The 11,771-nt window shown below is 68.3% G+C and carries 8 protein-coding genes and 1 pseudogene; 7 read left to right on the forward strand and 2 right to left on the reverse strand.

Annotated elements, in window-relative coordinates; genetic code table 11:
• Positions 1-80 precede the first annotated feature (80 nt).
• Both ACWFRU_RS40780 and ACWFRU_RS40785 read right to left on the reverse strand, forming a co-directional pair.
• Positions 81-473: pseudogene (locus tag ACWFRU_RS40780) on the reverse strand (ATP/GTP-binding protein); the annotation flags it as partial.
• A 91-nt stretch (positions 474-564) separates the two neighbouring features.
• The gene (locus tag ACWFRU_RS40785) at positions 565-1,194 is read right to left on the reverse strand and encodes a class I SAM-dependent methyltransferase (RefSeq protein WP_453693682.1); all 630 of its coding nucleotides are present in this window, start codon (positions 1,192-1,194) and stop codon (positions 565-567) included.
• Positions 1,195-1,757: 563 nt separating this feature from the next.
• Between ACWFRU_RS40785 and ACWFRU_RS40790 the strand changes: the two genes are divergently transcribed.
• The 7 genes from ACWFRU_RS40790 (at position 1,758) to ACWFRU_RS40820 (ending at position 11,651) form a co-directional block, all read left to right on the forward strand.
• Entirely contained in the window at positions 1,758-2,837 is a 1,080-nt protein-coding gene (locus ACWFRU_RS40790) for a pentapeptide repeat-containing protein (protein ID WP_453693684.1), read from the forward strand.
• Between the two features lie 312 nt (positions 2,838-3,149).
• Complete coding sequence (locus ACWFRU_RS40795) at positions 3,150-4,424, forward strand: AlbA family DNA-binding domain-containing protein (protein WP_453693686.1); 1,275 nt, start codon at positions 3,150-3,152, stop codon at positions 4,422-4,424.
• 591 nt (positions 4,425-5,015) lie between these two features.
• The gene (locus ACWFRU_RS40800; protein WP_453693688.1) at positions 5,016-6,239 is read left to right on the forward strand and encodes a hypothetical protein; all 1,224 of its coding nucleotides are present in this window, start codon (positions 5,016-5,018) and stop codon (positions 6,237-6,239) included.
• Between the two features lie 625 nt (positions 6,240-6,864).
• The gene (locus tag ACWFRU_RS40805; protein WP_453693690.1) at positions 6,865-8,868 is read left to right on the forward strand and encodes a P-loop NTPase fold protein; all 2,004 of its coding nucleotides are present in this window, start codon (positions 6,865-6,867) and stop codon (positions 8,866-8,868) included.
• A gap of 1 nt (position 8,869) precedes the next feature.
• On the forward strand, positions 8,870-9,583 hold the full coding sequence (locus ACWFRU_RS40810; RefSeq protein WP_453693692.1) for a hypothetical protein: 714 nt from the start codon (positions 8,870-8,872) through the stop codon (positions 9,581-9,583).
• The gene (gene qatC, locus ACWFRU_RS40815; RefSeq protein WP_453693694.1) at positions 9,580-10,917 is read left to right on the forward strand and encodes a Qat anti-phage system QueC-like protein QatC; all 1,338 of its coding nucleotides are present in this window, start codon (positions 9,580-9,582) and stop codon (positions 10,915-10,917) included. The genes ACWFRU_RS40810 and qatC overlap by 4 nt, the downstream gene beginning before the upstream one ends.
• On the forward strand, positions 10,914-11,651 hold the full coding sequence (locus ACWFRU_RS40820; protein WP_453693696.1) for a TatD family hydrolase: 738 nt from the start codon (positions 10,914-10,916) through the stop codon (positions 11,649-11,651). The genes qatC and ACWFRU_RS40820 overlap by 4 nt, the downstream gene beginning before the upstream one ends.
• The last annotated feature ends 120 nt before the right edge of the window (positions 11,652-11,771 follow it).

The following is an 11,771-nucleotide window of genomic DNA, read 5'->3' on the forward strand; positions in this document are numbered from 1 at the left end:
ATGCGGGTGGGTAGTTGGGTCGGGGTGGGTGGGGTGTGTGGGCTGGGGTTATGTGTGGTGTGTGGAAGGTGGTGGTGGGTTTCGGCGAGGTGGTCGAGTCGTACGGCGTCGAGGGCGGTTTTGGTGATGCGTTCGGTGCCGTCGTGGATGGCGATGATGGCGGCTTGGCGGATGAGTCTAGTGAGGGATCCGATGCGGTCGGCGGTGCGCTGGTGGAGGTAGGGGGCGTGGCGGGGGAGGACGCCGGGTTTGTGCTGGTGGAGGTCGAGGGCGTTCTCGATGTCGGTGATGACGTCGCGGAAGGGTTCGCGTTTGCCGTGTCGGGCGGGGAGGCGTTCGGTGAGGTCTTTGAGCAGGTCGGCGGTTTGGGCGTCGGTGGTGGTGCGGGGGTTGAGGCGGTGGATCTCGTCGATGAGGACGAGTTGGACGCCCGCGGCGGTGTAGGTGTGGCAGACGGCATCGGTGATCTTGCTCAGTGGACGCTGGCCCAGAACGCCGCGGCGCGGACGAGCTTCATCCACGCGGATGATCTACACCAACCCGACCCAAGCGACGGGCCACGCTCTACGGACGACGGGCCAGAAGGTGGGTGTCGAGGAAGCCCCGCTCGGACGCTGGGTCGTGGAGCAACCGAGCCATCGTGACAAGGCCGGCACCGGCCAGCAACTCGGCAAACTGCTCCGCCGGCCAGCTATAGGCGGGCGCCACCTTGTGGTCGAAGCGGACCGGCTCCGGCCCCTCGGTCCCGAAGAAGGACACCAGGAGCAGACCCCCTGATGCCAGGACACGCACCTGCTCGGCGAGCAGTGCGGGCAATTCTCCAGGTGGGGTATGGATTATCGAGTAGTGGGCCAGCACCCCGCCGAGCGCGCCGTCCTCGACCGGCAGGGACTCCATTCGCGCTTCGTCGAACCGCAGCGACGGCTGGGCCCGCCGAGCGTGGTCGACCATGGCCGGGGAGAGGTCGAGCCCGAAGGCGTCCAGCCCCAAGTCGTGCAGCATGGCTGTCAGATGACCGGGTCCGCACCCGACGTCGGCTACCCGCAGGTTCCCCGTGCCACGCACGAGCTCGGCAAAGGTGCCGATCATGTTCCGCGCGAACGGCTGCGTCTCCAACCGACTAGTGAACATCGACGCATAGAGCTCGACGACCCCGTCGTAGGCCGCCCTGGTCTCATCCTGGTGTTTTAACACGGGCAGGAAACTAACACCCGCGCCGTTCCCAGCCGTTCTCCGGCCCCACCAGCCGTTCCCCTCGGGACTGATCGTCCCGTCACTGGATCACGGGACGCCTCGGTAGTTCGGAGAAGGCCTGCTGTGTGGCATCTGCAACCCTGCCGAGGGCACCGGACTCCCGCGGCACCCGCGGTGACTGCGCTACCGCGCCCTCACACCCGCCCTGATTCTTGGCGTACACCTCACCTACAACCAGGCGGTACGCCGTCGCCTGTCCCGTGCTCTCGCCCAGCTGGACCAGCATCCCGGCCCGCTACCGTCGTGACGGTGACGCCGGCCCGGCTCTGCTCGCCGCGCCCCGTCTCACGTCGGGCTGGCAGGTGAGACGTGTTCGGCGATACACCTTTCGCATGATCCGGCAGACGCCGGGAGTGGACCGCCCCAAGCTCCGTGCTCCCTCCACCCCAAGCTCCGTGCTCCCTCCAGGGGGCAGACCGCTGGGTCTGGCTCGCCCTCACCGATGTGGTTCTACGGGGAACCGGGCAGCAGGGCCGGGGGTCTTGTAGGGGATGAACTCTCCTGTGCCCCGACGCAAGGCGGACCGGCGCGGCCTGCATCTGTGGCCTGTCGGCCCCGTCCTGGCCCTGGCCTTCGCCCTCGCCATGCTCGTCGCAGGCAGCGTGTTCTACACCGCCTGGCACCTGCTGGAAGTCCGCGAGCTCAAGCCGGAGCACCGCGTCGACTCCGGCACGCTCTTCGAACTGGTGAAGCTTGCCTTCGGCGTAGTCGCCGGAGCCGGTGCGCTGGTCGCCCTGGTCGTCGCCTACCGCCGCCAGCGCGTGGACGAGGACGGTGCGCTGCGCGAGGCCACCCGGCTGCACACCGAGCGCTTCACCACCGCCGTCTCCCAACTGGGCGACGCCTCCGCCGCAGTGCGCCTGGGCGGGGTGCACGCGCTGGCCGGGCTCGCCGACGATGCACCCACCGACATGCTGCGCCAGACATGCATCAGCGTGTTGTGCGACCACCTTCGTCTGCCCTACACCACCGAGGATGATCTCGCGCCGGGCGACACCGCCGCCCGGCGCGACTACCTGGCATCGCGCGAGGTGCGGCACACTGTCATCCGCCTCATCAGGGACCGCTTCGCGACCGGCCGCGAAGGCACCGCCGCCTCCTGGCAGGGGTATGACCTGAACTGCACCGAGGTGGTCTTCGACGGCGGTGACTTCTCCGGCGCCGTCTTCTCCAGCGGCACGGCCGACTTCCGCGGCGCACAGTTCATCGGCGGCACAGTCAACTTCTGCGGCGCCCACTTTTCCGGCGCTACGGTCGACTTCTGCGGCACCCGGTTCACCGAGGGCATAGTCGACTTCACCCACGCACAATTCTCCGGCGGCAGGGTCGACTTTGCCAGCACGCTGTTCTCCCACAGCACGGTCGGATTCGACCGCGTCCGGTTCTCCGGCGGCACGGTCTCCTTCCGCAACGCCCGGTTCGACGGCAGGGTCACCTTCCTCGGCGCACGGTTCGACGGCGCCGTCCTCGACTTCCACGGCGCCGAGGGCCGTGTGCCGGCAGGCCTGCGGCCCCCGGCCGGGCTGCGCCTGCCGGAGGGCTTGCGGGGGATGCCCGCGGCGTGGCTGCCACCGGCGCCCTGACCGCGCCCGGCCCGTAGTGCAGCACTCTGGTCACTGGCACGAGCAGCTCATCGTCCTCGGTGCGCTGACAGCAATCTCGCACCGCTGCTCACGCCCGACAACCCAGACCGCCGCTGTGGTCTTCTTCGCCCGCACCCCGGCACGAGCACGGCCGCCCCTACTTCGCCGGACGCCGCAGTCACCGACGGCCGTTGCCCGTCAACGCCTGCCCCGGGTATGCCCGGTTGGCGGGGGCCGCAGCAGAGCAGCGGTGTGACATCAACATCACCAAGGCCCGGCCCGTTGTCAGCGCCCCGCCGTAAGGTGCCGTGCATGGCCCGTTCCTGGACACGACTGCACGAGCACCTCGGTGTGCCGCCCGGCCCCCTGGACTTCGGCATGGTCGCCAAGGCTGCTGCCGACCGTCTGGCGGAGTCCGACGACCTGGACTGGAAGGAACACCTTCCTCAGCCCCCGCGCGAGGGACGGTGGAACGAACTGGCCAAGGACGTCGCCGCGATGGCCAACACCCGCGGCGGCCTGATCATCTTCGGGGTCCGGGACACCACGTGCGAACTGACCGGCATCGACCCGGTCGAGGTGAACCCTGAGCAGTACGCCCAGTGGATCCGCAACCACGTCCACCCCTACCTGTCCGGCCTCACCTTCACGACGCTCACCTCTCCCGACGGCACCCGCAGCGTGCTGGTAGCCGACGTCCCGGCCAGCCCCATGGCCCCGCACCTGGTCTACGGCACCGCTGCCCGCGACAAGGACCAGCAGGCCGCCGTCGCCCCCTACCGCGACCGCGACCACACCGCCTGGATGGCCGAGCACCAGCTGGAGCGCGCCTACCGCGACCGCTTCACCCGCGCCGCGCAGACCGATGACACACTCCACCAGCTCTTCGACCACACCCGGCAGACCGTGACCCTGCAGCAGCGGGAGGCCTCCGCATGGTTCATCGCCGTCGCCCGGCCCGAACGCCCGCTGCCCCACGCCGCCGCCCGCACGACCCGCGACGGCGCTCGCCTCGTGGCCGCCCAGGCCCACGACCGCGCAGCCCAGCAACTTGACAGCCGCCTGAACCCCGGCCCCCTGACCAGCCTTGAGACCGTCAATAACCCGCGCCCCGGCCTGCGCCGCTGGGTGCTCAGCACCCTGCAACTGCGCGCCGGACGCGAGACCTACGCCGAACTCCACGACGACGGGACCGTCGTGCTGGCAGCCAACCTCACCTTCAGAACCTCACGAGACCACTTCCGCGACGACGACCACCTGCCCGCCGGGTTCCTCGTGCACCAAGACACCCTCGACGCCTGCTGCCGCGACCTGTGCATCCTCACCTCACAGCTCGCCCGCCACCTCCGCCTCGACAGCAGCCTGCTGCTCCACGCCACCGTCACCACGGGCCTCCACAAGACTGTGCCGCTGATCCCCGTCACCGTGGACCACCCCGGCTTCACCTCCGTGCCCGACGGCGCCCGGTACCCGCACACGATCCAGCCCGTCACCGCCGGCCTCCTCCCCGCAGCCACCGACGAAGCCCTCCAGGACACTGCGCAGCAGCTGTTCACCGACCTGACCAACCAGTTCGGCCTCGATTGAAGACTGTGAGCCGCAGGACGCACCCACAGCAGCCGCGGGACCGGGATTACCCTGGGATCCTGCGGCTCACCGAGGCGATCACTTCAAGCACGACGGCCCCCTCGCCGCCGAGTGCCACCGATATTCAAGTAGATCGCCCTTCCGGTACGCGCTGGCGCCGGTGACCGGCAGCGAGGCGATCACTCTGGGTCCAGCCATCGCACCAGCCCGGGCGGACGCTCAGCGGCGGATCCATGAGCGGATCGCGGACGAGGAACGTGCTGCTGCCCGCCGCCGGGAAGCGGGCCCCGGCTCGTTCTCCTCGCCGAGAAGACGCCGGAGCGCGAGGAGTTCGCCAGGACCGGCTCTTGAGGAACGGGTCCTGGCAGGTCTCGTCTCGGCAGCTGGCCTGCACTGCCCTCGCACCGGCCTGCTTGCCTGACCGACAGAACGCGGTGGCCCTTCATGGGCGCGCATTTCGTGCCACGCACTCCCTTGCCAGTCGGTGTCATGCGTCTCTCGGGATGTCCTGTTTCTGCAGCACGGTCCCGCTTGTCAGACTCCCCCCCCTAGCGTTGTGAGTCCTACTCGTGGCGGCTACGGGGAGCAGCAATGGACGACGAACTTCCGATCGACAGCGACGAAGACCTCTTCCGTAATCCGGTCTACTACGAACCTGCCGGCTGCAACCTCGACCTGGACCGTCCTGACCTCGGCGTCCCGCAAGGCCAAGACCTCCTGAAGGTGCTCCTGCGCATGCGAGGGCGGGTCCCCGTCGAGAAGCGCGGGCTCATCTGCCCCGACTGCCGGGACTTGCGCGGACGGCGCGTCCCCATGTACCTCGTCCTGCGTGACGGTGTATGGCTTGCTTCCCACTACCGGAAGCCTGGGGAGAAGCCCATCAGCCACGAGTCCGACGAGCACCTTGCCCGCAAGGAACGCGTGGCGAAGGACTCCGAAGATCACGGATTCCACGCCGACATCGAGTCGCAGACCGCCGACGGGCACGCGCGCCTCGACGTACGTATCGATGGTGCCAACGGCATCATCCTGGGCTACGAGCCCCAGCTGAGCGTCCAGACAGCCCGTGGGATGCGTGCACGGGAGGGGTTCCGGCGCCGCGGCGGTATTCAATCAGTGTGGGACTTCGCCGACCCCGACCACGCAGGCATCGGCACCGTCCCCTACGTCCGTACGCCCAACCTGCCGGCCTCAGTCATCCGCGTGCAGAAGAACCCCATCGAGGTCCAGGACGGAAACTTCGTCGTGGAGGAGGGCCAGTGCAGCCAGAACGGTGCACTCACCCGGTGCCCGGAGAAGCCCTACGACCCGGAGAATCCCACAGATGCCGGGTACTGCGGGGGCTGGCACCGAGTCCTCGTGCCCGTCCACCAGTCGAGCACCTTCACAGGGGAAGGCGGCCTGACCCTCACCCGGTTCATCGTGGAAGCTGCCGCCGGTGAACGGATCCCGTTCCAGCACGGCGGGCACCACGGCTGGCTCCCCGCACAGCACTACCGGCAGTACCTCGAGGCGAACGGCCCTGCCCCGGAGGGCAAGGAGCGCCGGCCATCCGTACGGCAGGGGGACCGGCGCGACAGGTGCACGCAGGACCGTCCGGCTGCGGAGGCGCGGGCTGAACCGAATCAGAGCCGTGGCAGCCGCGCAATCGTCCTCGAGTCCCGGCCCCGGGAAACCGGGACGGCCAGGGTTCCGGTCGACGCATCGGGGCAGGCAATCCCGCTCTGCCGCTACGGCTGCGGTCAGCCCGCAAGCCTGACTGGCCCCGAAGGGCTGCCCGAGCACTTCTCATGCCGCAGGAAGCACGAGGCGTGATCGATCGGCCCCGCCGAGCACCGCACTTGCACGTGGAGCCGGGCACTGCGGTCGCCCAGGCCGCTGCCCTGACCGATGCGCACCGTCCCGTGAGGACTGAATAGGGTCGTGGTTTCCGGCCGCCTGTTCGCAACACTCCACGGGAGGGCAAGGAGTGCTTGGCCGCCTACAGCTACTTCGCTGGTCTTTTCGACCAGTGCGAGATCCGCCGCTGCAGAGAGAACCGCGCAAACAAGTGAGTCGTCCCTGCAGGCCGCCACTTCCCAGGGGAGCGGGCTGCAGCCCTCACACGTTCCGTTCCTAGGCTTGCGGCATGACGATGTCACCGGGTGAACTCGAGGCATAGCAGGACACGCTGGAACTCCTCAACAACGAGGTGGCCTCGCGCGCCTGACACGGCAGTCGGATTCGCTTGCGAAGATCGATACCAAGGTGGTCTTTCTCGGTTCCGCGATTCCGCGAGCACGGCTTCTGACGCCCCGTCCCGGCCTCGGTCGAGGAGCGGCCGCTGGAGCGTCTCCCACGTGTCGAACGAATGATTCTTATTGTGACTTCACGGGCCTGTGGGTCCAGATAGGATCATCGGCACACAAAGGCGTGTGGTGCAGGGAGTCGTGAGCGGAACGTGTGGTCAGACAACGAAACCGATATCGATCTGCTCGGGTTCGACTTCCTGGTCGACGAGCTCGTGGTGGCGTTGACTCAGCCTCAACTGCTTCCTCTGACCGTGGGTGTTCTGGGCGGTTGGGGGTCGGGTAAGAGCAGCCTCCTGAAGATCGTTTCGGCGGAGCTTGCCGAGATGGACGGTTCAGAGCCCGGTCGTTACGTGGTGGTGTCCTTCAGCCCGTGGCAGTACGAGGGGTATGAGGACATCAAAACGGCGCTCATGGATTCGGTACTGACGCGCCTCGGCGATCTCGTGGAAGCGGAGACACCACAGGCGGAGGAGGTTAGCCGGCTTCACCGGATGGTGGACCGGCTGAGGCTCCCAGCACGCCGGCTAGGAGCCGCTGCGCTGTCTGTCGCACCCACCGGGGTGGGACTGGCCGCCTCCCTCGCCGACCCGGCCCTGGGCGACATGGCATCCACCTTCGCTCAGCAAGCCCTCGCCGGAGCCGCGCCCGCATCCTCCGAAACAACGGACGAGGCTCGCCCGCCAGGTAGTGAGGCAGACCAGCTGTATGTGGACGTGGGTACTTTCCGGCAGCGGTTCTCCGAGCTCCTGGCGTCGCTGCCCCAGATCCGGGCGGTCATCGTGATGATCGACGACCTGGACCGTTGCCTGCCCCCGACCGTCGTCGGCACGTTCGAGGCGATCCGCCTCTTCCTGAACGTAGAGAAGAGCGCATTCGTCATCGCCGCTCACGCCGAAGTCGTGCAGGCCGCCATCGACATGCGCTACCCAGGACTGGGACGCCCTGGCACCACCGGCCTGGGGGCCGAATACCTGGAGAAGATGCTGCAGGTCAAGGTCAACATCCCCGCACTCTCCGCCCCCGAGGCCGAGACGTACATGCACCTCCTGCTCGCTCAGTCACACCTCGACGAAGAGTCCTTCACACAGGTCAAGGACGCGGTCGCGCAACGCCGAAGGCAAAGCGCCCTCGCCGTCGCTCTCAACGCGGGGCTGGCGACCCAGACGCTGGGCCAGCGGATGCCCGAGCGCCTTCGCTCAGACATGTCGTGGGCCGCTCAGACCGCCCCGGTCCTCGGAAGCGGGCTGCGCGGTAACCCGCGGCAGATCAAACGGTTCATGAACACACTGACCCTCCGGCTGGCCAGCGCCGAGCGCCGGGGGACCACGCTCAGCCCGAAGATTCTGGCGAAACTGATGGTCCTGGAGGAGCAGCATCTGTCGGACTTCCAGAAACTGTTCGACTGGCAGATCCAGGATCCCGGGGTGGTGAGCCGGTTGGCTGCTGCCGAGCGGCATGTGCGGCCCTCGCCTCCTGCTCCGGCCGGCACCGCTGCGCAGTCGGACGGCCCACCGCCGGGGGCGGCGCAAAGCACAGGCGGCCGACGCGGCTCCTCGCGACAGCGGGCCAGCTCGGCACCCGGCACCCCCGCCCCGGACGCTACCGGAGGGGAACTCGACGAGGAGGTACGAGCCTGGGCTGACAAACCGCACATCGCAGCGTGGCTGCTCCTGGACCCCCCACTGGCAGAAGAGGATCTGGGCCCCTACTTCACGTTCGCCCGAGCCCGTCTCACGCTCGCCGCCAGCACCGCGCGACTCCCCGCCCAAGTACAGGAGCTGCTGACGAAGCTCCAGTCCGACGTGAACGCACAGCGCCGGGCCGCGGCGAGATCGGTGGCCGGATCTGTGTCCGAGCAGGATCTCCCCGTGCTAGTCGAGCACTTGCTGCAGATCGTGCAGACGGACCCGACCGGACCCGCCATGGACGGTGCGCTGGAGCTCGCGCAAAACGTTCCGTCCGTGGTCCCGGACCTGTGCGAAACCCTGCGGCTGATTCCGCTGGACACCCTGCGCACGAAGTTGACCACAATCGTGCGCCGACTGCCGGGAGCCGAACCGTCGGTGACGGCGCTCCTGGACGGATGGCAGAACAGCCAGCACCGGATCAGCCCGGTGATCGCCGATCTCCGCCAGAGAGGGACAGGAGGCTGAGGTGGGGACCTCCACCGACCGGACCAGCGGCTCCGGCGGCGCCTGGACGGGGCTGAAGCACGCCACGACGACCTACACCCGCGACATCAGCAGCGGCAGCGCACCGCGCCAGCGTGCAACGACGGTCCTGGCACGGCACGTCCCAGTGCTGGGCGGAGCCGGAGGCGCGGCTTCCGGCGCCGGCGCGGGCCGTGCAGCAGCACAGCGGCTGGGCGGTCTGCTGGCCGGGGTGGCTTCCGGCAGCCTCGGGCAAGCACTGCAACAGGCCGGGCTCGGTGACCTGGTGGGGCGCGACCGGTACGAGGTCGTGGACGAACTGGTCACGTCTCTGGCCGGAGCAGGCGGTGACCTGGACGGCCAGGCGGCGCGCGACGCGGTGTGCGACGTGCTCGAAGAATTCTTCGCCGAGGCCGACTCCTGGGAGGAAATGGAGGCCGCTGCAGCCAGCCGTAACGACGTGGAACGGCTGCTGGAGCTCTTCTTGACGCACTACATCTACAACCGGGTGCCCGTCGTGGCGGAGCGGCTGGGCGCCATAAACGACCCCGAGGCCGCCCGACGGGCCGATCGCCAGATGCGGCAGATCATCGAAGACTGTGTGGCCATCAAGGTGCAGGGCGACCCGTGGCGCGTGGACTGGTCCGGTCCCCCAGGACGACAGATCGTCGACAGCGCACTACAGCTCGCCTACACCGCCCTGGAGGAACTGGCATGAGCGTGTTCGTAGTGCGCACGGGGCCCCTTCCCTCGCCGGAGGAAGGCGACGACATCCTGCTGGACTTCGTCCCGGGAGCCGCCGACGCAACCGTCCAGGCGGGGAAGGGATTCTTCCGCAGTTTCACGCCGACACGCGCTGCGGCCGATCTGATGCTGTTGTCCTTCGGCGCCTACGTGACGGACCGGATCAGCCTGCGCCACTCCACCGCGGATGCCTGGACCCGCGACCTGCACCTGCAGTTCCCCGTGGAAACAGCCGCAGGATGGCCGGTCACAGCCGCGCAGGAAGCGTTGCGCTTCCTCACCGGAGACCGCTGGACACTCACGGCCCGCCAGCAGTCCGCCCCCGTACTGGAATCGGTAGCGGAAGAGCACCGCGGGCGCGTGGTCGCAGACGGGGTCTGTCTCTTCTCCGGGGGCCTGGACTCGCTGTGCGGCGTCATCAACCTGCTGGAGACGGACCCCGGCCTACGGCTGTGCCTTCTGTCGCATTACGAGGGAGGCCAGACCCCCGCCGCACAGACACGGCTGTTGAGAGGCCTCACGGACCGGTACGGATCCCGGGTGACCTCGCTGCGTCTCTTCCTGCGCCCGGCTCCTGCACACCGTGACCAGGCCCGCACGCTGCCCGAGACCCGGGAGACCACCACCCGCTCCCGCTCGGCCATGTTCCTGAGCACCGCCCTGGCGATCGCCTCATCCCTCGGACCCGACGTTCCCGTGTACCTGCCTGAAAACGGCTACATCGGACTCAACGCGCCACTGACGCGTGCACGGGCCGGAAGCTTGAGCACCCGTACGACCCATCCGCACTTCCTCACCCTCTTCACGGCACTCAAGAACGAGGCAGGGGTAGCCAATCCGCTCATCAACCCCTACCGCCTAATGACCAAGGGCGAGATGCTCACCACCAACCCCAACCAAGCCCTGCTCCGGGAACTCGCCCCGGCCAGCATCTCCTGCTCGCACCCCGAAGCAGCCCGCTACGACGGCCGTGCCCAAGGCAACTGCGGATATTGCTTCCCGTGCCTGATCCGGCGCGCCTCGATGGCCAAAGCCGGCTGGGACCAGGCCGCCGACTACGCCTGGGACGCCCACACCGACCCCGACCTCCTCGATGCGGCCACCCACCGTAGCGCCGACCTGCGCGCCGTCCTCGCCGGCACCCGCCCCGGCCGGCCGGCCATCGACGTACTGCGCAACGGACCTCTTCCCCGCGGGGAACGGCACCTCTTCCTTGACGTGTGGCGCCGCGGCAGCGACGAGGTACGCAGCTGGCTCACCGCAGGAGCCCAGGGCGATTTGGCCGACCTTCTGGACACGGACACGTGAACACGCTGTGGGACACCCACTGCCACCTGACCGGCTACCGCGACCCCATTGCCGTCCTCGACGAAGCCACAAAGGCCGATGTCGACGTCGTGGCCGTCACCGAAGACCCCGGCGAGTACCGTCTGCTGCAAGCCCGCCTCGGCCGACGAAACGGGGTCACCCCGGCCCTGGGCATGCACCCCCTACGCGCTCACTCCTTCACTCCCGCCGACCTCGCCCGCTTCCTGCGCATGCTCTCCCAAGCCACCTGGATCGGGGAGGTCGGACTGGACTTCTCGCCCGCTGGGCGGGCAACCCGTACCGCCCAGACCCGCATCTTCGAAGCCGTCCTCGGTGACTCCCGTGCCCGAAGCCTGCCCATCACCATCCACAGTCGCGGTGCCGAGAAGGAAACCATCAACCGCCTGCTACAGACCGACGTCCGCTCCGCGATCCTGCACTGGTACACCGGCCCGGCGACGCTCATTGACAACGCCCTTGCGGCCGGCGCTTATTTCTCGATCAACCCCGCCATGATGGCAACCGCAAAAGGCCGAAACCTCCTTGCGGCCGTCCCCATGGACCGGATGCTGCTGGAGACCGACGGCCCCTTCGCCCGAGTCGGCCCCCGCCCCTCCCGCCCCAGCGACCTGCCCACCATGCTCGACCATCTCGCTGACCGATGGGCTCTGCCCCCTCATCACGTCATCCAACAGGTCCAAGACAACCAGCAGCGACTTCACAGATCGGAGTAGCAAGCCGCAGTCTGGGACTGATGGGGGGCCTTGACCCCGGATCTTGAACACACGAGACACTGGATCCTGCGGATCTGAGAACGGACATCTCGTGGTCATGAAGAACTACCCGCCGCAGTT

This window comes from Streptomyces sp. NPDC055099 (assembly GCF_053607685.1).

Excerpts from the sequence above, each read along its gene's own strand:
- ACWFRU_RS40795 (WP_453693686.1), top strand. The coding sequence starts at position 3,150 with ATGGCCCGTTCCTGGACACGACTGCACGAGCACCTCGGTGTGCCGCCC.
- ACWFRU_RS40800 (WP_453693688.1), top strand. The coding sequence starts at position 5,016 with ATGGACGACGAACTTCCGATCGACAGCGACGAAGACCTCTTCCGTAAT.
- qatC (WP_453693694.1), top strand. The coding sequence starts at position 9,580 with ATGAGCGTGTTCGTAGTGCGCACGGGGCCCCTTCCCTCGCCGGAGGAA.